Origin of the sequence: Staphylococcus sp. GDY8P126P (genome assembly GCF_017891965.1) — a bacterium.
GTDB lineage: Bacteria > Bacillota > Bacilli > Staphylococcales > Staphylococcaceae > Staphylococcus > Staphylococcus saprophyticus.
In genome coordinates this window covers 212,718-231,304 of sequence record NZ_JAESKG010000002.1, presented here as the reverse complement: position 1 = coordinate 231,304, position 18,587 = coordinate 212,718, and the positions used below count along the sequence as shown (strand labels likewise).

The 18,587-nt window shown below is 33.2% G+C and carries 20 protein-coding genes, 1 pseudogene and 1 riboswitch; of the genes and pseudogenes, 16 read left to right on the top strand and 5 right to left on the bottom strand.

Annotated elements, in window-relative coordinates; genetic code table 11:
- Positions 1–153 precede the first annotated feature (153 nt).
- The gene (aroD, locus tag KA893_RS03585; protein ID WP_194375895.1) at positions 154–873 is read left to right on the top strand and encodes a type I 3-dehydroquinate dehydratase; all 720 of its coding nucleotides are present in this window, start codon (positions 154–156) and stop codon (positions 871–873) included.
- A 66-nt stretch (positions 874–939) separates the two neighbouring features.
- Complete coding sequence (locus KA893_RS03580; protein ID WP_002483850.1) at positions 940–1,479, top strand: nitroreductase family protein; 540 nt, start codon at positions 940–942, stop codon at positions 1,477–1,479.
- Positions 1,480–1,578: 99 nt separating this feature from the next.
- Here KA893_RS03580 and KA893_RS03575 read toward each other — a convergent pair whose 3' ends face one another.
- On the bottom strand, positions 1,579–1,899 hold the full coding sequence (locus KA893_RS03575) for a thioredoxin family protein (protein WP_011303549.1): 321 nt from the start codon (positions 1,897–1,899) through the stop codon (positions 1,579–1,581).
- Positions 1,900–2,041: 142 nt separating this feature from the next.
- On the opposite strand from KA893_RS03575, the gene KA893_RS03570 reads away from it, so the two are divergent.
- The 7 genes from KA893_RS03570 (at position 2,042) to KA893_RS03540 (ending at position 6,709) form a co-directional block, all read left to right on the top strand.
- Complete coding sequence (locus KA893_RS03570) at positions 2,042–2,398, top strand: arsenate reductase family protein (protein ID WP_011303548.1); 357 nt, start codon at positions 2,042–2,044, stop codon at positions 2,396–2,398.
- A 172-nt stretch (positions 2,399–2,570) separates the two neighbouring features.
- Complete coding sequence (gcvH, locus tag KA893_RS03565; RefSeq protein WP_002483847.1) at positions 2,571–2,951, top strand: glycine cleavage system protein GcvH; 381 nt, start codon at positions 2,571–2,573, stop codon at positions 2,949–2,951.
- Between the two features lie 265 nt (positions 2,952–3,216).
- A complete protein-coding gene (locus tag KA893_RS03560; RefSeq protein WP_011303546.1) occupies positions 3,217–3,609 on the top strand; it encodes a toprim domain-containing protein in 393 nt (130 codons plus the stop codon).
- Positions 3,606–3,905: a thioredoxin family protein gene (locus KA893_RS03555; RefSeq protein WP_037538911.1), complete on the top strand. Its 300-nt coding sequence runs from the start codon at positions 3,606–3,608 to the stop codon at positions 3,903–3,905. The genes KA893_RS03560 and KA893_RS03555 overlap by 4 nt, the downstream gene beginning before the upstream one ends.
- 54 nt (positions 3,906–3,959) lie before the next feature.
- Positions 3,960–4,067, top strand: a riboswitch (SAM riboswitch).
- A gap of 89 nt (positions 4,068–4,156) precedes the next feature.
- Positions 4,157–5,182: a methionine ABC transporter ATP-binding protein gene (locus KA893_RS03550; RefSeq protein ID WP_041079624.1), complete on the top strand. Its 1,026-nt coding sequence runs from the start codon at positions 4,157–4,159 to the stop codon at positions 5,180–5,182.
- Positions 5,175–5,870 carry a methionine ABC transporter permease gene (locus KA893_RS03545; protein ID WP_037538908.1) on the top strand — a complete coding sequence of 232 codons (696 nt, stop codon included), beginning with the start codon at positions 5,175–5,177 and terminating at the stop codon, positions 5,868–5,870. Before KA893_RS03550 ends, KA893_RS03545 begins: the two co-directional genes overlap by 8 nt.
- Before the next feature lie 23 nt (positions 5,871–5,893).
- On the top strand, positions 5,894–6,709 hold the full coding sequence (locus KA893_RS03540) for a MetQ/NlpA family ABC transporter substrate-binding protein (RefSeq protein WP_002483842.1): 816 nt from the start codon (positions 5,894–5,896) through the stop codon (positions 6,707–6,709).
- 368 nt (positions 6,710–7,077) lie between these two features.
- Here KA893_RS03540 and KA893_RS03535 read toward each other — a convergent pair whose 3' ends face one another.
- From KA893_RS03535 to popT, 3 genes are all read right to left on the bottom strand, one after another.
- A complete protein-coding gene (locus KA893_RS03535) occupies positions 7,078–7,500 on the bottom strand; it encodes a hypothetical protein (RefSeq protein WP_052463669.1) in 423 nt (140 codons plus the stop codon).
- A gap of 133 nt (positions 7,501–7,633) precedes the next feature.
- Positions 7,634–8,656 carry a hemolysin family protein gene (locus KA893_RS03530; RefSeq protein ID WP_002483840.1) on the bottom strand — a complete coding sequence of 341 codons (1,023 nt, stop codon included), beginning with the start codon at positions 8,654–8,656 and terminating at the stop codon, positions 7,634–7,636.
- A gap of 143 nt (positions 8,657–8,799) precedes the next feature.
- Positions 8,800–9,645 carry a polyprenyl-phosphate transporter PopT gene (popT, locus tag KA893_RS03525; protein WP_037538904.1) on the bottom strand — a complete coding sequence of 282 codons (846 nt, stop codon included), beginning with the start codon at positions 9,643–9,645 and terminating at the stop codon, positions 8,800–8,802.
- 353 nt (positions 9,646–9,998) lie between these two features.
- On the opposite strand from popT, the gene sufC reads away from it, so the two are divergent.
- The 5 genes from sufC to sufB all read left to right on the top strand — a co-directional run bounded on the left by sufC (position 9,999) and on the right by sufB (position 15,592).
- A complete protein-coding gene (sufC, locus tag KA893_RS03520) occupies positions 9,999–10,760 on the top strand; it encodes a Fe-S cluster assembly ATPase SufC (RefSeq protein ID WP_002483838.1) in 762 nt (253 codons plus the stop codon).
- Positions 10,761–10,861: 101 nt separating this feature from the next.
- Positions 10,862–12,169, top strand: coding sequence for a Fe-S cluster assembly protein SufD (sufD, locus tag KA893_RS03515; RefSeq protein ID WP_194375896.1), 1,308 nt, complete (start codon positions 10,862–10,864; stop codon positions 12,167–12,169).
- Between the two features lie 158 nt (positions 12,170–12,327).
- Entirely contained in the window at positions 12,328–13,566 is a 1,239-nt protein-coding gene (locus tag KA893_RS03510) for a cysteine desulfurase (RefSeq protein WP_037538939.1), read from the top strand.
- A complete protein-coding gene (gene sufU / locus KA893_RS03505) occupies positions 13,556–14,005 on the top strand; it encodes a Fe-S cluster assembly sulfur transfer protein SufU (RefSeq protein ID WP_011303539.1) in 450 nt (149 codons plus the stop codon). Before KA893_RS03510 ends, sufU begins: the two co-directional genes overlap by 11 nt.
- 189 nt (positions 14,006–14,194) lie before the next feature.
- On the top strand, positions 14,195–15,592 hold the full coding sequence (gene sufB / locus KA893_RS03500) for a Fe-S cluster assembly protein SufB (RefSeq protein ID WP_002483834.1): 1,398 nt from the start codon (positions 14,195–14,197) through the stop codon (positions 15,590–15,592).
- A gap of 286 nt (positions 15,593–15,878) precedes the next feature.
- On the opposite strand, the pseudogene KA893_RS03495 reads toward sufB, so the two are convergent.
- A pseudogene (locus KA893_RS03495) lies at positions 15,879–16,031 on the bottom strand (zinc ribbon domain-containing protein); the annotation flags it as partial.
- A gap of 265 nt (positions 16,032–16,296) precedes the next feature.
- Between KA893_RS03495 and KA893_RS03490 the strand changes: the two are divergent.
- Together KA893_RS03490 and KA893_RS03485 are read left to right on the top strand one after the other, a co-directional pair.
- Positions 16,297–17,316 (top strand): hemolysin family protein, encoded by a 1,020-nt coding sequence (locus tag KA893_RS03490; protein ID WP_041079620.1) that lies wholly within the window; start codon positions 16,297–16,299, stop codon positions 17,314–17,316.
- Between the two features lie 116 nt (positions 17,317–17,432).
- Positions 17,433–18,500 (top strand): NAD(P)H-dependent flavin oxidoreductase, encoded by a 1,068-nt coding sequence (locus tag KA893_RS03485; RefSeq protein ID WP_041079618.1) that lies wholly within the window; start codon positions 17,433–17,435, stop codon positions 18,498–18,500.
- Positions 18,501–18,587 lie beyond the last annotated feature (87 nt).

The window sequence follows — 18,587 nt, the reverse complement described above, 5'->3', positions numbered from 1 at the left end:
TTACCTCCTAAAATTTTCATATTTATTCTTTACCCAACAAATAAAATTTAAATCATTCTAAGATATCAAGAAAATATAATTTAAGGATTATTTGTAATTTTTTTCGAAGTTGTTATACAATTATAAATATTATTAAAAAGAGGGCGTTTTTAAATGACTGAAGTAAAAGTTGCTGTAACCATTGCACCAGAACAAGAACTCTCACAATCAACGATAGATGATTTAATACAGTTTCAAGATTCAATTGATATTATTGAATTACGAATCGATCAATGGACAAATCTAAACGAAATTGCTATCGAAAAAGTTGTTGAAGATCTTCAAAGTTTAAAACTAAATAAAAAGCTATTAGTGACGTATCGAACTTCAAATCAAGGTGGTTTAGGTGATTTTGGGGAGGATGACTATATACAAATTCTAAGGAAAATTGCTAATTGCCAAAATATAGATATGTTAGATATAGAATTTGATCAAACTAGATCATTCAATATTTTACAAGAACTGATTGAACTAGCTCATAAAAATCAAGTTCAAGTCGTACTGTCTCACCATAATTTTAAGGAAACACCAAAGCTTGAAGCGTTAAAGCATTTATTTTATAAAATGCAGCAGCTTGATTCGGATTATATAAAAGTTGCTGTGATGCCTCATGGTAAACAGGATGTACTAAACCTATTGAATGCAATGTCTGATACTGCAGATGTTGTTTCGCAACATGTAGTGGGCATTGCCATGTCTAAGATTGGTTTAATATCAAGAACAGCACAGGGTGTATTTGGAGGGTCGATTTCATATGGCTGTTTAGACACACCCAAAGCGCCGGGACAAATACATGTTTCCACGTTAAAAAAGCAACTTAGTATGTACGAGTAATTTGAAAATATATTGTACCTGTCTTATAATTGAAAATAGTTATCATTGACGAAAGGGCGATATATAATGGAACTACAAGAAGCAATTGCGAATCGTAGAAGTGTTAAAATTTTTAAAAGAGATATGACTATAGATGACGACGCTTTATACAAAGCAATCAAACAGGCTACAGATGCGCCTAACCATGGTCTAAGAGAACCTTGGAGAGTAGTTCATATTGCAAAAGATAGATTAGGAGATATGAGTAAACAATTATCAGAAATAGCATTTCCTAATTTACAGAAAAAACAGCAAAACCATTATGAAGTAGCCACACATTTAGGTGGTATGCTTGCTTTAATTGTCAAAGAAGATCCTAGACAAAAAGAAAACTTGGAAAATCATATGGCTTTTGGTGCATTTGCTCAAAATTTAATGCTCTTATTACACGAAGCAGGTATAGGTACATGTTGGAAATCACCTGCATATATTTTTACACCAGAAATTAGAGAACTCTTTGGGGTTAAAGATGATGAAAAATTAGTGGGGTTGTTATATTTAACAGATTTAGAAGACGAGTTACCTCATAGAGAGCGTCACTTTAATGAAATAATAGAAAAATTTTAATTGCTATAAGTACTGTGATGCATTGCATCATATTAAAAAGGAAGCTGAAACATAACTAAAGATGTTTCAGCTTCCTTTTATTGTTTAAAAATTAAGTGATTATTTAAACGTTTCTTCTAAAAATGATTCAACTTGATCTGGTGATTTCGCATTAGCAGAATGTAGGTGTGCTAATTTTTCACCATTTTTGAATACGAGTAAACTAGGGATGCCCATAACGTCATTTTCTGCTGCAACATCTTCTAATTCATCACGGTTAACAGTGAACCAACCATAATCATTGTATTTTTCTTGAATTGGATCAATCCACATATCCATTGCTTTACAATCAGGGCACCAACCAGCTTCGAATTTTACAATCACTGGATTATCGCTTTGAATTGTTTCTTTAAATGCATCATTTGTGTTAATAGGTTTCATTGATTTTGCTCCTTTTTTTGATATTAGTAATACCATTATAACGGACGATTGTATGTTATAAAAAAAATCAGCTTATTAATTAGAGCGTTTTTGTAACAAATTTGATATATTAGTGATAACTAGTTATAGGAGGTACAGAATCATGATAAAATTTTACCAGTATCCTAATTGTACAACTTGTAAAAAAGCAGCTAAATTTTTACAAGATTACGGTGTGAGTTTTGAACCCATAGATATCGTACAGCATACACCAACTAAAAATGAGTTTAAAGAAATACTAGAAGTAACTGATATCGATATTAATAAATTGTTCAATACGCATGGCGCTAAATATCGTGAATTAGGTTTAAAAGATAAACTTAAAGATTTAACAGATGATGAAAAGTTAGATTTATTATCTGCCAATGGCATGTTGGTTAAAAGACCGCTAGCGATTTCAGGTGACAAAGTAACTGTTGGATTTAAAGAAGACGAATATAAAGCAACTTGGTTGTCATAAAATAATAAAGGCGATTAAATTACGTTGGACTATTATTTTGACAAAATAATGAAAACGCTTTACCGGTGTTTTTCGAAAACATTATAATAATTTAAAGATGCCATTAAATAGTTGATTGTATGCTATTCATATGGCATCATTAATATGTAAAAACATTTAGGAGGGGATTCTCGTGGCAGTACCGAGTGAATTAAAATATTCTAAAGAACATGAGTGGGTAAAAGTTGAAGGTAATACAGTAACAATTGGTATCACTGAATATGCACAAGGTGAACTTGGCGATATCGTATTCGTTGAATTACCAGAAGTTGATGATGAAATTAATGAAGGCGACACGTTTGGTAGTGTTGAGTCCGTAAAAACAGTTTCAGAACTTTATGCGCCAGTATCAGGTAAAGTTTTAGAATCTAATGAAGAACTAGAAGACAGTCCAGAATTCGTAAATGAATCACCTTACGAAAAAGCTTGGATGGTAAAAGTTGAATTAAGTGACGAAAGTCAATTAGATGAATTAATGTCAGCAGAACAATATTCTGAAATGATTGGTGAATAATATTACATAGAACTCCATGATATAACTATCTTGGAGTTTTTATTTTACCTTTTTTTATCTATATTCAAATGAGACTAATCAAAAAATTGTTAAGACTTTGTAAATGCAGACGTAGTCATTTGTTGTAGGTAAGTGTATTTAGCTGACAAAAATGGATTGCCATAATAAGATGAAATTAGAAAACTGTAAAGGATGTTTATGGTCACTCAGTATTGTGAAGAACTAAATAGAGAAATTTACTATCAACATTTAGAGGGTGGATGTCATGGCGATACTAAACCAAGTAATTATTGTAGAAGGAAAGTCAGACAAAAAGCGGGTAAAACAAGTAATCGATCAACCAATCGATATTATTTGTACTAATGGTACGATGGGTGTCGATAAAATTGATGAAATGATTGATACATTATACGATAAACAAGTGTATATACTTGTCGATGCCGATGATGAAGGTGAAAAAATTCGAAAATGGTTTAAACGATATTTAAGTGAAAGTAGACATATAAGAATAGATAAACAATATTGTGAGGTTGCACGTTGTCCTAAACGATATTTATCCAGAGTGCTTGAAAAGCATGGGTTTACGGTAAAGGATGAAGAAAAAGTAGCTAAAGCGAAATTGGATTATATAGCTGAAAGGGTAAGTTTATTAACATGAAGTTAACAAATCAACAACGCGTCAATATAGATGAACATATAAATCAGGAAAAATATCTTATATTTGGATACACACCGACATGTGGTACCTGTAAAGTTTCTGAAAGAATGTTAGACATTGCTAATGAAATATTAAAATTACCAATTACTAAAATCGATTTGAATTTTCATCCAGATTTTAGTCAGGAACATGAAATACAATCTGTACCTGTGTTGATGTTGATGTCAAAAGGTGAAGAGCAAAAAAGAATTTACGCATTTCAATCCGTCCCTAATTTGTTAGAAAATTTAAAATAATTATTGACGAATCATTAGTGCGATGGTAGGATTAAAAATAATTAAATAACGAAACTCTTATCACGAGAGGTGGAGGGATGTGCCCTTTGAAGCCCGGCAACCGTCTGTAACAGAAATGGTGCCAATTCACATAAAGTTCATAGAAACTTTAGAAGATGAGAGAAGCAAACGTTGCTTTCTCTATTCTTCAATGAACATAGGGAAAGCATTTTTTATTTAATTGAAACAAAGCAATACGAGGAGGCAACAGAATGATTGAGTTAAATCAAATAGTCAAAAGGTACAAAACGAAAAAACAGGACGTACTTGCTGTAGATCATGTTGATTTAAGTATTCAATCAGGCTCAATTTTTGGTGTTGTTGGTTTTTCAGGTGCGGGGAAAAGTACATTAATAAGACTTTTAAATCATCTTGAGCAACCAACATCAGGAGACGTTATTATAGATGGTGACACTATAGGTAAGCTATCAAAATCGGACTTAAGAAAAAAACGTCAAAAAGTGAGTATGATTTTTCAACATTTCAATTTATTATGGTCACGTACTGTATTAAACAATATTACATTCCCATTAGAAATCGCAGGGATTTCACGACAAGAAGCCAAGCAACGTGCGCTTGAGTTAGTGGAATTGGTCGGATTGAAAGGGAGAGAAGATGCTTATCCTTCAGAATTATCAGGTGGGCAAAAACAACGTGTGGGTATTGCGAGAGCATTAGCTAACGAACCATCTGTATTATTATGTGATGAAGCGACAAGTGCATTAGATCCACAGACAACAGATGAAATATTAGAACTATTATTGAAAATAAAAGAAGAAAGAAACTTAACCATCGTTATTATTACACATGAAATGCATGTCATTAGACGTATTTGCGATGAAGTTGCAGTAATGGAAAATGGTAAAGTGATAGAACAAGGCAAAGTTTCAAGTGTATTCGAAAATCCACAACACGATGTGACAAAACGCTTTGTGAAGGATGACTTAAATGATGACTTCGACGAATCAATTAGTGAACTCGTGTCACTTAATGAAAATGATTACGTTGTGCGTTTGAATTTTACTGGGAACAACGCAACGGAACCATTAGTGTCATACATAACGAAGACACACAATTTAGATGTCAATATTTTGGAAGCTAATATTAAACATACAAAAGACGGTTCTATCGGATTTTTAATCATACAATTTGCCGTTGCAAATTCAGAAAAATTTGAAAAATTCAAGAATGATTTAGAGGCACAACATGTATCTGTGGAGGTGGTTAGACATGGGTAATTCATTAAGCGATATCCTCCGAGAAATGTTTACAATGCCAAACGTAAGCTGGGAAGAAGTTTGGGTTGCAACATATGAAACCATCTATATGACGGTAATAGCAACAATATTTGCATTTGTTTTAGGAATTATTTTAGGTGTCTTGCTCTTTTTATCAGCTAAAAGTAAGTCGCCAGTCGCTAGAGTATTTTATAGCATTGTTTCATTCATTGTGAATTTATTCAGAGCGATTCCGTTTATCATTTTAATCTTATTGTTAATTCCATTTACAAGTTTAGTATTAGGCACAATCAGTGGTCCTACAGGTGCATTGCCAGCATTAATCATCAGTGCAGCACCATTCTATGCAAGATTAGTGGAAATCGCATTTAAAGAAATTGATAAAGGTGTAATCGAAGCGGCTTGGTCAATGGGAGCGAGTACTTGGACTGTAGTGAGAAAAGTACTTTTACCAGAAGCAATGCCAGCATTAGTATCTGGCATCACAGTGACAGCCATCGCATTAGTTGGTTCTACAGCAGTTGCAGGTGTCATCGGTGCAGGTGGTTTAGGTAACTTAGCTTATTTAACAGGATTCACACGTAATCAAAATGATGTCATATTTGTTTCAACTATTTTAATACTTATTATTGTGTTCATTATTCAATTTATTGGTGATTGGGCAACAAATAAAATTGATAAAAGATAAATTCATAAAGGGGAGATTTTTATATGAAAAAGTTATTAAGTTTAGCTTCGGTCGTTGTGCTTGCACTTGTTCTAGCAGCATGTGGTAACGGTGGTGGCGGTAAAGATAAGACGATTACTGTTGGTGCTTCACCAGCGCCACACGCTGAAATTCTTGAAAAAGCAAAACCGTTATTAAAAGATAAAGGTTATGATTTAAAGATTAAAACAATCAATGATTATACAACACCTAATAAATTATTAGATAAAGGAGAAATTGACGCAAATTTCTTCCAACATACACCTTACTTAAACACTGAGAAAAAAGATAAAGGCTATAAGATTGAATCTGCAGGTAATGTTCATTTAGAACCTATGGCCGTATATTCTAAAAAATATAAAAGTTTAAAAGATTTACCTAAAGGTGCTACTGTCTATGTTTCAAATAATCCTGCTGAAGAAGGTCGTTTCTTAAAATTCTTCCAAGACGCTGGACTTATTAAAATTAAAAAAGGTGTTAAAATTGAAGATGCTAAATTTGATGATATTGTAGAAAATAAAAAAGATATCAAATTTAACAACAAACAATCAGCAGAATATTTACCAAAAATTTATCAAAATGAAGATGCGGATGCCGTCATCATTAACTCTAACTTTGCTATTGATCAAAAATTAAGCCCTAAAGATGATTCTATTGTCTTAGAAAAAGCGAAAGATAATCCATATGCAAACCTAATTGCAGTTAAAGATGGACATAAAAACGATAAAAAAATCAAAGCTTTAATGGATGTATTACAATCTAAAGAAATTAAAGATTACATCAACGATCATTACGATGGTGCAGTTGTACCAGCAAAATAATATTGAATATATTAACAAACCCTTTAACTCAAATAGTTAGAGGGTTGTTTTTATGTTTGGAATATTGTGAAACGGCATTATTTAAAACTAAAACTACAAAGTAAAAGACGAGTGATAGTTATTTTTTACGTTACACATGTAAAAGAAGTATAGTTACTATACGTTTGTTTTTCATTATTATTACTAAACGCGCTATAGTTTGTTGTATTTGCGATACAGAAAAGTTCAAATGAATCGCTAAATTTAATTTTAATGTCTTTCAAAAAATTTGATGTTTGGAAACTAATATTAAATTTTGCTCTGTAATGTTCATTAATTCCTAAAATTTAAATACCAATTAAAAACACTTTAGTTTTTCAATTTTTAAATCAAATTAACCATTGGAAACTTTGTATAATGTCTTTACTTAAATTAAATGAGTTCGGTTGATGCTTTAATCGTTTTTTATATAATTTGCCTGCATCTTCTTCTTTGATTAGCATGTCCATACCCGCTTTTGTTACTAAAGTGGAAGAAAATTGAATAATAAGTATATCGGAATCTAAATAAATAATACGCCACTTGCTAGAGAAACATCGTAACAATCCTTTGCCTGTCCAAGTAAATTGATCGTCCTTTAATTTATCATAACCTAAGATAGATTTTGTTTTGTATTTTGTTTGATACTGTACTTTGTCTAGCAATATTAATGGTTCCTTTTCTATTATTGAATAAGAGATAGAAGGATTTGCTTTTTTGCCAGAAGTCCACATATTAAACGTTGACGCAATAATCTTCCATTTTCCAGGCAAATGTTTAATGTATTGAATATTGATCGCTCCTCTGCATAAGTTATTTTGTCATATAGAATTAAATTTACAAAAAAGCGCAATAGGTCACGTCTTATGATATGTGCCTATTGCGCCTATGTTTTATTATTTTATGTTAATCGTGTTCATCTTTAATATCGCCGACGATATTTTCTAAAATGTTTTCCATTGTAATGATACCTATAGCTTGTTGATTTTCATCTTCAACAAGGGCGATATGAATTTGTTGCGATTTCATTTGTTCAAGTACCTGATGATATTTTGTAGTCAATTTAATTTTAAGGATATCGTGTGTGATTTCCTGAACTGAAGTGACACTGTCATTTAATAAATCTTTTGAATGAATGTAGCCAACAATGTTCGTTGGATTATCTTTGATTACCGGAAATCTAGTATAGTTTGCATTGTTTACATAAGATTTTGTTTCATTTATATCGCTATTTATATCGATAACAGAAACTTTTTCTAAAGGTAGATAACCGTCTTTTATTTTCATTTCATCAAAAGCGAAGGCACGATTAATATGAGTTAATTCGTTTTCAGAGATCTCTCCACCTTCGTGACTTTCTTTAATTAATAGCTTTAACTCTTCTTCTGAATGATACAATTCACTTTCTTTAGCAGGTTGCATGCCGAACATTTTTAAAATTAAACGCGCCGAACCGTTAAGGATATATATAAATGGATAAAATATTTTGTAAAACATAATGATTGGTTTGGCAATGATTAATGTGATTTGTTCAGCTTTTTGAATTGCAATGGTCTTAGGTGCCATTTCTCCAACAACAACGTGTAAGTAAGTCGCAATAACAAAAGCACTGATTAAGGTGAATATATGGATCATTGTTTCAGAAAGTCCAATACTACTAAATAAGGGATGTAATAAAAATTCGAAAGTGGATTCACCGACCATACCTATTCCTAGAGCGGTAATTGTGATACCTAATTGACAAGCAGCTAGGTATTCATCTAAATGCGTTACGACTTTTTTAGCGGCAATCGCATTTTTATTATTTCCACTAGCAAGTGAATTGATACGAGATGAACGTACTTTGACGATTGCGAATTCTGTCGCAACAAAGAATGCAGTTAATGCAAGTAATACTATAAATGTGATTAAACTAATAAGGGTTCCCAAAAATTAATTAATTCCTCCATTGATTTGTTATTCAATCTATACCGATTGATATTCTATTATATAAAAATTAAGAATTCATGGCTAGTGTAACGTATTACACTGAGTGATTTTTTGAAGCATGATTATAATTTAGGTTGAAACGGTTAATCGGCGGTCACCCTACCTAATCTATAACTGATCACAAAACCTAATAACAGTGTAACGATTGATATAATCCAAATCATTATTGTACTTGGTAAACCGGGGAATACAGCATATAGTGAACCGATTACAAATCCTATGATTAATGCGTATGTTAAATAAGTATAATAAGACAATAAATATTGGATTAATTTACTAGAACACAAGAATCCGAATAATACGCCACAACCGACAGTAATTAAAATAGGTAAAGCTGCAAAGTTAAGTGAAACAAATTCAGAAATAGCATACATGATTGTACCGTAAACACCGAATACGAGTAACATAAATGAACCTGAAATGCCTGGTAATAACATTGCACTAGAAGCACATGCGCCAGCAATAAAATATTTTAATATAAGTCCTGTTGAAAGTGATAGTGTTTCTCCCGCATGCTTATCACCACTATTCATCACAGTCATCATTACTATGATGATAATGCCTACAACTAATAATAAATAATGCGGTGTTGTAAAAGTGTGTTTAAAACGAGAAGTTTTCAATAAATAGGGGATGATACCACCAATTAAACCTACAAAAAAGAACATTGTTGGAACAGTATGCGTATTAAGTAAATAGTTGATTAGTTTACTAAGTAAACCGATTGCAACTACCATGCCGATACCGATAGGCAGTAAAAACTTTAAACTTTCCCAAAAACGTTTTGAAAAAAGACCACTGATAGAACGTATAAAATCATCGTATATACCCAGTAAGAGCGCGATTGTACCGCCACTAACACCAGGTACGAGATCTGTCGTTCCCATCGCAAAACCTTTCCAAAGATTTGACCATTTGATTTTTGACATATTCAATTCCTTTCTTAAATAAAATGTATTAATGATAATAGCATAATATGGCCTATTACAATAATGAAACACGTAAAATAAAAAGGATGTAAAAAATATATTTTTGATTATATTGCGGAAAATTACCATTGAGAACATGATATCGTTTTTTATCAGTTAAGAAATACTTACTATTATTATCGAAAATGATTGTGTTTTAATAACGATTTTAATTTAGCACTTGAAAAGGTTTATATTCACCTATAACTACGTTATAATGAGATGATGTAACAAGGGCTCAGTCTTTTGACTGTAGATTAAAATTATTATAAACTAGATAGGAAAACATATCATATAATACGGAGGGAATATGTATGCCATCAACATTAGAAATTAAAGACCTACATGTGTCTATAGAAGATAAAGAAATCTTAAAAGGTGTTAACTTAACAATTAACACTGGTGAAATACACGCAATTATGGGGCCAAATGGTACGGGTAAATCAACATTATCATCTGCAATCATGGGACACCCTAGCTTTGAAGTAACTCAAGGGGAAGTTATCTTAGATGGCGTCAACATCTTAGAATTAGAAGTTGACGAACGTGCGAAAGCAGGTCTTTTCTTAGCAATGCAATATCCATCAGAAATCACTGGTGTAACTAATGCAGATTTCATGCGTTCAGCAATTAATGCAAAGCGTGAAGAAGGCGAAGAAATTAACTTAATGCAATTCATTAAGAAACTTGATAAAGAAATGGACTATTTAGATATAGATCAAGATATGGCTCAACGTTATTTAAATGAAGGTTTCTCAGGCGGAGAGAAAAAACGTAATGAGATTTTACAATTAATGATGTTAGAACCTAAATTTGCTATTTTAGATGAAATTGACTCTGGTTTAGATATCGATGCGCTAAAAGTTGTTTCTAAAGGTATCAACCAAATGCGTGGTAAAGAGTTCGGTTCATTAATCATTACGCACTATCAACGTCTATTAAACTACATCACACCTGATCACGTTCATGTAATGTATGGTGGTAAAGTAGTTACTTCAGGCGGTCCTGAATTAGCGAAACGCCTTGAAGAAGAAGGTTATGAATGGGTTAAAGAAGAGTTCGGTGCTGCAGAATAAGTCTCAACTCATATTAAATATATTAATTTAGATGAAGATTTAAGGTCTTGATTTAAGCCGATGAATTAAATCATATAATCATCAAATGGGAGGAAAATAGTATGACGACTGAAACTTTGAACATTTCTGAAGCGCAACTTGTTGAGTATTCACAAGCCCATAATGAGCCAGCTTGGTTAACAGAATTACGTAAAGAAGCGTTGAAATTAACTGAAACTTTAGAAATGCCAAAACCAGATAAAACAAAAATTAATAGATGGGATTTTGACTCATTTAAACAACATGAAACGACAGGCGATGTATATCAATCATTAGAAGCATTGCCAGAAGCTGTTAAAGAGATTATTGATATTGAGAACTCAGAAAATTTAATTATCCAACATAATAATACACTTGCTTTTTCTAAAGTTTCTGACTCTGCAAAAAATGACGGTGTCATTGTAGAAGGCTTAGCAGATGCGTTAGTAAATCACCCAGATTTAGTGAAACAATATTTCATGAAAGAAGCAGTAGTTGTAGATGAGCATAGATTGACTGCGTTACACACAGCGTTATTAAACGGTGGTATGTTTGTTTACGTACCTAAAAACGTTGTCGTGGAGCACCCTATTCAATATGTTGTGTTACATGATGACAACCAAGCAAGTTTTTACAATCATGTTATTATTGCTGCTGAAGAAAGTGCAGAAGTAACATACGTAGAAAACTATTTGTCAAATGCAGACGGTGAAGGCAATCAACTAAACACTATTTCAGAAGTAATTGCTGGTGCTAACTCAAAAATCACTTACGGATCAGTTGATTATTTAGATAAAGGCTTTACGGGTCATATCATTCGTCGTGGTACAGCAGATGCTGATGCGAAGATTAATTGGGCTTTAGGTCTAATGAATGAAGGTAGTCAAATTATTGATAATACAACTAACTTAATCGGTGATCGTTCTGAAAGTGAATTGAAGTCCGTGGTAGTTGGAACTGGAAGTCAAAAAATCAATTTAACTTCTAAAATTGTTCAATATGGTAAAGAAACGATTGGTTATATTTTAAAACACGGTGTTATGCTTGAAAGTGCTTCAACTGTATTTAATGGTATTGGTTATATTAAACATGGTGGTACGAAATCAAATGCAAACCAAGAATCTCGTGTATTAATGCTATCTGAAAATGCTCGAGGAGATGCTAACCCAATCTTATTAATTGATGAAGACGATGTAGAGGCTGGACATGCAGCTTCTGTTGGTCGTGTAGACCCAGAACAACTTTATTACTTAATGAGTCGTGGTATTTCTCGTCAAGAAGCTGAACGTTTAGTTATTCACGGCTTCTTAGATCCAGTAGTACGTGAATTACCTATCGAAGATGTAAAACGCCAATTACGTGAAGTAATTGAACTTAAAGTAAACAAATAATTAACAAAAATAAATGTAGTCAAGGACAGTAGTAATTAAATTGTGATGTCAAAATTTGAACGTATGTAAATGGTTATTAAATACGTTTTACAAGTTATGATTGAACCTTTACTAAGGTCTGATTATTGATTCTTAATTAAGGAAGGCCTGTGAATAATTTGACTGATACATTAAATGTTACTGAAATTATAAAAGATTTTCCGATTCTCAACCAACAAGTGAATGGCAAAAGATTAGCGTATTTAGATACAACGGCCACTAGCCAAACGCCTGTTCAAGTGATTGATGTTATGGCGGATTATTACAAACGTTATAACTCAAATGTGCATCGTGGTGTTCACACACTTGGTTCATTAGCAACAGATGGTTACGAGAGTGCACGTGAAACGGTCAGACGTTTCATTAATGCTAAATATTTTGAGGAAGTCATTTTTACAAGAGGTACAACGGCTTCTATTAATATTGTTGCACATAGTTATGGTGACGCACATGTTTCTGAAGGTGATGAGATTGTTGTTACTGAAATGGAACATCATGCAAATATTGTGCCGTGGCAACAATTAGCTAAACGTAAAAATGCACATTTGAAATTTATACCAATGACTGAAGATGGGCAATTAGCGTTAGAAGATGTTAAGGCAACAATCAATGATAATACTAAAATTGTTGCGATTGCACATGTTTCTAATGTCTTAGGTACGATTAATGATATTAAAGCAATTACTGAAATCGCACACCAACACGGTGCAATTATCAGTGTTGATGGTGCACAAGCTGCGCCTCATATGGCACTAGATATGCAAGCGTTAGATGTCGATTTCTATAGCTTTAGTGGCCATAAAATGCTAGGGCCAACAGGTATTGGTGTTCTGTATGGTAAACGTACGCTACTTAATAAAATGGAGCCTACCGAATTCGGCGGTGACATGATAGATTTTGTAAGTAAGTACGATGCTTCATGGGCAGATTTACCGACTAAATTTGAAGCTGGTACACCATTAATTGCACAGGCAATTGGTTTGGCCGAAGCAATTAGATATTTACAAAATATTGGCTTCGAAGCGATTCATCAACATGAATCAGAATTAACTGCATACGCTTATGATAAAATGTCAGAAGTAGATGGTATTGAAATTTATGGACCTGCCAAAGACAAACGTGCAGGTGTCATTACTTTTAATATGGTTGATGTTCATGCACATGACGTTGCGACTGCAGTAGATACTGAAGGCGTAGCAGTAAGAGCAGGGCATCATTGTGCACAACCACTTATGAAATGGTTAAATCAATCTTCTACAGCGCGTGCAAGTTTTTACATTTATAACACGAAAGAAGATATTGACCAATTCGTTGAAGCATTGAAACAAACGAAGGAGTTTTTCTCATATGAATTTTAATAATTTAAATCAGTTGTATCGTTCAGTTATAATGGATCATTATAAAAGTCCTAGAAATAAAGGTACTTTAGACAATGGTTCTATGACGGTAGACATGAACAATCCAACTTGTGGGGATCGCATTCATCTAACGTTTGACATCGAAGATGGTTTCATTAAAGATGCTAAATTTGATGGTGAAGGTTGTTCTATTTCTATGTCGAGCGCTTCTATGATGACAGAAGCGGTCAAAGGTCACACATTGGCTGACGCTATGAAAATGAGCCAAGAATTTTCAAAAATGATGCTTGGTGAAGAATATGAAATTAGCGAAGATATGGGCGACATTGAAGCGTTACAAGGTGTTGCGCAATTTCCAGCAAGAATTAAATGTGCCACATTAGCTTGGAAAGCACTTGAAAAGGGTACAGTTGAAAAGGAAGGCAATACAGAAGAGTAAAGATTCATTCGAATTGATACGTTGACATTGTGTAAAATTCCATTCAAACTGGAAAGAACAACAAGATAAATAAACGTGAATATGTATAGATAGAATAACAGTCTCTATGAGATAAAGTAAAAAATGCAAATAACAGACAAATCAATTAGCACGTTAGTCGTTTTTTAATATATAAAAGGAGTGATTTAAATGGCTAAAAAAGCACCTGATGTTGGGAATTATCAATATGGTTTCCACGATGAAGATGTTTCCATTTTTAGATCAGAACGCGGTTTGACGGAAAATATTGTCCGTGAAATTTCAAATATGAAAGAAGAACCAGAATGGATGCTAAATTATAGATTGAAATCATTAAAACAATTTTATAAAATGCCTATGCCACAATGGGGTGGGGATTTATCAGAATTGGATTTTGATGATATCACTTACTATGTTAAGCCATCAGAGAACACTGAACGTTCTTGGGATGAAGTGCCAGAAGAAATCAAACGTACATTTGATAAACTTGGTATTCCAGAAGCAGAGCAAAAATATCTTGCTGGTGTTTCAGCACAATATGAGTCAGAAGTTGTTTACCATAATATGGAAAAAGAACTTGAAGATAAAGGCATTATCTTTAAAGATACAGACAGTGCTTTAAGAGAAAACGAAGAGTTATTTAAGCAGTATTTCTCAACGGTTGTGCCAGCTGCAGATAACAAATTCTCAGCGTTAAACTCAGCTGTATGGTCAGGTGGTTCATTCATCTACGTACCTAAAAATATTAAATTAGATACACCATTACAAGCTTATTTCCGTATTAACTCAGAAAATATGGGACAATTCGAACGTACTTTAATCATTGCAGATGAAGGTGCTTCAGTGAACTATGTTGAAGGTTGTACTGCCCCTGTTTACTCAACAAGCTCATTACACTCAGCTGTTGTTGAAATTATTGTTCATAAAGATGCACACGTGCGTTATACAACAATCCAAAACTGGGCAAACAATGTTTATAACTTAGTAACGAAACGTACATTAGTATACGAAAATGGTAACATGGAATGGGTTGATGGTAACTTAGGTTCTAAATTAACTATGAAATATCCAAACTGTGTACTAATGGGCGAAGGCGCTAAAGGTAGCACATTATCGATTGCATTTGCTGGTAAAGGACAAGTTCAAGATGCAGGCGCTAAAATGATTCATAAAGCACCTAATACTTCTTCAACGATTGTCTCTAAATCTATTTCTAAAGATGGCGGTAAAGTTGTTTATCGTGGTATCGTTCATTTTGGTCGTAAAGCGAAAGGTGCGCGTTCAAACATCGAATGTGATACTTTAATTTTAGATAATGAGTCAACTTCAGATACAATTCCTTATAATGAAGTATTCAATGATAATATTTCTTTAGAGCATGAAGCGAAAGTTTCAAAAGTTTCTGAAGAACAATTATTCTACTTGATGAGTCGTGGTATTTCTGAAGAAGAAGCTACAGAAATGATCGTAATGGGCTTCATTGAACCATTCACGAAAGAACTTCCAATGGAATATGCTGTTGAAATGAACCGTTTAATTAAATTCGAAATGGAAGGAAGTATTGGTTAAGATTTTCTAATCTCTAACTTTCTTTTATAAAATAATAAAACACGAGTAATACCTATGGTTAAAGTGTGCATCAAGTGATACTTTAACTATAGTGTATACTCGTGTTTTTTTGATATGATTTCAGTGTAAACATACAGGTTCAATGTTGGAAGTAATCATATACATTGCTTGCCATATTACATAGTGTATAAACTTAGTGTCATTTACGCCAACGATCTAATTTTGCCATGAATTTTTTTGTGTACATTTTGTTTAAAAAGAATTTTTGAACTTTATTCATATCGGATTATTGGAATCTTTTCAGGTTATATGCGTACATTGCATCAAAATCTAGGTTCATTGTAAAAGCACCATCTTGGTAACAATGAAGACAGTATTTTTTCGATAAAATACCATCACTTTCTGTACCAACTGGTGTTTTTTTATCAAGTGGCATACCACAACTTTGGCATTATTGAACTTTGGCCATAGAAATACTCTTGTCTGTTATTTAAATTTGTAGAGCAAATTATGGTGATAAAGTACTTTAACATGAGGATGATGAAAAAGTGAAGCTACACCGTATAAACTTTATTTCGGTTTTAGATATATGCTATATCATTTAATCTATCAAGTGGAAGCGTGTTTATCATATATAGGATTAGGGAATAAAATATCAAAATATAAAGTTTTTTAATAATGATTGCTAAAGGAGTCTTGCACTGATGATTATTGCTATAATCATACTTTTGTTTGCTTCATTTTTCTTTTCAGGAAGTGAAACAGCTTTAACTGCTGCAAACAGGATGAAGATACAAACAGATGCACAACACGGAAACAAAAAAGCCGGAAAACTCGCAAAGTTATTAAGTAAACCGAGCGAATTTATAACTACGATTTTAATAGGTAATAATATTGCAAATATTATTTTACCGACACTTGTAACAATTCTTGCAGTTGATATGGGGATTAATGTTGGGTTAGCTACAGCAGTAACTACGATAGCAATTATCATTATTTCGGAAGTTATACCCAAATCTATCGCTGCCACTTATCCTGACAGAATGTCGCGTTTGATTTATACACCAATTTCATTTTTTGTATTTATTTTTAAACCAATCACTAAGATATTAAATGCATTAACAGATTTGATAAATAAAGCACTATCAAATGGTACAGATGAGACAAAGCGCTTTTCTAAAGAAGAAATTAGACAGATGGTGACGATTGCAGGCAGTGAAGGTGCGTTTAATGAAATAGAACGAAATCGCATACAAGGTGTCATGGATTTTGAGCAATTAAAGATTACAGATATAGATACAACACCACGCATCAATGTTACAGCTTTTCCATCAGATGTTTCATACGAAGATGCATATGAGACAGTCGTATCAAAGCCTTACACTAGATATCCAGTCTATGATGAAGATATAGATGATGTGATAGGTATTTTCCATTCTAAATACTTACTTGCATGGAGTCGTGAACCAGATAATGATATTTTAAACTATACATCTGAACCTTTATTTGTGAATGAGCACAATAGAGCCGAGTGGGTGTTAAGAAAAATGACAGTTTCAAGAAAGCATTTAGCGATTGTGTTAGATGAATATGGTGGCACCGATGCGATTGTTTCTCATGAAGATCTGATTGAAGAGATGCTCGGAATGGAAATTGAAGATGAAATGGACGAAGAAGAAAAGGAAAAATTAGAATTACAGAAAAAAGCATATAGTGAAAAATAGTTTTTGAGGAAGTATCTATCTAGTGTGAATTTGAGTTGGTTGCTGATCAAATCAAAACGGATAAGGTAGTCTGCGTCTCGACTTGCCTTAGACGTGTATTAAAGGAGTATGTTGGTATGAAATTATCTACAAGAGTTACTGGGTTATTGAATGTAAAATATCCAATTATTCAAGCGGGCATGGCTGGTTCAACGACACCTGAATTAGTTGCAACTGTGAGTAATGCTGGTGGATTAGGTACAATTGGAGCTGGATATTTTAGATCAGATAGATTAGAACAAGAAATTACTTATGTTCAAGAATTAACGGATTTACCTTATGCAGTCAATTTATTCGTACCAAGTGATAAATTATACATCCCTGAAAAAGTGGAACATATGAATGCATGGTTAAAGCCCTATAGACGTGCATTTAATATAGAAGAGCCTGTAATCAATATGACTGAAAAACAGCAATTTGAAGATGCGATTGACCTAGTTATTGAAAAAGGTGTGCCTGCGGTTTCATTTACATTTGGTATTCCGGAACAAACAGTTATTGAAAAATTAAAAGAACGTCATATTAAATTAATTGGCACAGCAACAAGTGTTGAAGAGGCAATAGCCAATGAATCTGCAGGAATGGATATGGTCATTGCGCAAGGTAGTGAAGCAGGTGGTCATAGAGGCGCGTTTTCTGAAACTGCAAGCCAACTTACACCGCTTATTGGCACCATGTCTTTAGTTCCTCAAATGGTTGATCAAATCAATATCCCAGTCGTAGCAGCAGGCGGGATTATGGATGGTAGAGGATTAGTGGCTAGTATGGTATTAGGCGCAGAAGGTGTTCAAATGGGCACAGCATTTTTAACATCAGATGAAAGTGGTGCAAGTCAACTATATAAGCATGCAATTAGTCAAAGTAAAGAAACGGATACAGTTGTCACTAATGTTATTACTGGTAAACCAGCAAGAGGCATAGATAATGAATTTATTCATAAAATGAATGAATATGATGATGAAATTCCAGATTATCCGATACAAAATCAACTGACAAATGCATTGCGCAAAGAAGCCGCAAATAAAGGTAATGCGCAGTGGACACATTTATGGAGTGGTCAAAGTCCAAGGCTTGTACAACATATGTCGGCTTGGGCACTAATAGAAAATGTGGTTAAACAAGCAAATGAAATAATGAATCGATAACTGCAACGCCATATATGAAAAATTATCAAAGACGAGACTAGAAGGCTTAATGAATTATTAAGTTGCTAGTCTCATTTTTTATGATAC

Excerpts from the sequence above, each read along its gene's own strand:
- sufU (WP_011303539.1), top strand. The coding sequence starts at position 13,556 with ATGAATTTTAATAATTTAAATCAGTTGTATCGTTCAGTTATAATGGAT.
- popT (WP_037538904.1), bottom strand. The coding sequence starts at position 9,645 with ATGTCAAAAATCAAATGGTCAAATCTTTGGAAAGGTTTTGCGATGGGA.
- KA893_RS03540 (WP_002483842.1), top strand. The coding sequence starts at position 5,894 with ATGAAAAAGTTATTAAGTTTAGCTTCGGTCGTTGTGCTTGCACTTGTT.
- aroD (WP_194375895.1), top strand. The coding sequence starts at position 154 with ATGACTGAAGTAAAAGTTGCTGTAACCATTGCACCAGAACAAGAACTC.
- KA893_RS03580 (WP_002483850.1), top strand. The coding sequence starts at position 940 with ATGGAACTACAAGAAGCAATTGCGAATCGTAGAAGTGTTAAAATTTTT.
- KA893_RS03575 (WP_011303549.1), bottom strand. The coding sequence starts at position 1,899 with ATGAAACCTATTAACACAAATGATGCATTTAAAGAAACAATTCAAAGC.
- KA893_RS03570 (WP_011303548.1), top strand. The coding sequence starts at position 2,042 with ATGATAAAATTTTACCAGTATCCTAATTGTACAACTTGTAAAAAAGCA.
- KA893_RS03550 (WP_041079624.1), top strand. The coding sequence starts at position 4,157 with ATGATTGAGTTAAATCAAATAGTCAAAAGGTACAAAACGAAAAAACAG.
- KA893_RS03490 (WP_041079620.1), top strand. The coding sequence starts at position 16,297 with ATGATTATTGCTATAATCATACTTTTGTTTGCTTCATTTTTCTTTTCA.
- sufB (WP_002483834.1), top strand. The coding sequence starts at position 14,195 with ATGGCTAAAAAAGCACCTGATGTTGGGAATTATCAATATGGTTTCCAC.
- KA893_RS03545 (WP_037538908.1), top strand. The coding sequence starts at position 5,175 with ATGGGTAATTCATTAAGCGATATCCTCCGAGAAATGTTTACAATGCCA.
- KA893_RS03560 (WP_011303546.1), top strand. The coding sequence starts at position 3,217 with ATGGCGATACTAAACCAAGTAATTATTGTAGAAGGAAAGTCAGACAAA.
- sufC (WP_002483838.1), top strand. The coding sequence starts at position 9,999 with ATGCCATCAACATTAGAAATTAAAGACCTACATGTGTCTATAGAAGAT.
- KA893_RS03485 (WP_041079618.1), top strand. The coding sequence starts at position 17,433 with ATGAAATTATCTACAAGAGTTACTGGGTTATTGAATGTAAAATATCCA.
- sufD (WP_194375896.1), top strand. The coding sequence starts at position 10,862 with ATGACGACTGAAACTTTGAACATTTCTGAAGCGCAACTTGTTGAGTAT.
- KA893_RS03555 (WP_037538911.1), top strand. The coding sequence starts at position 3,606 with ATGAAGTTAACAAATCAACAACGCGTCAATATAGATGAACATATAAAT.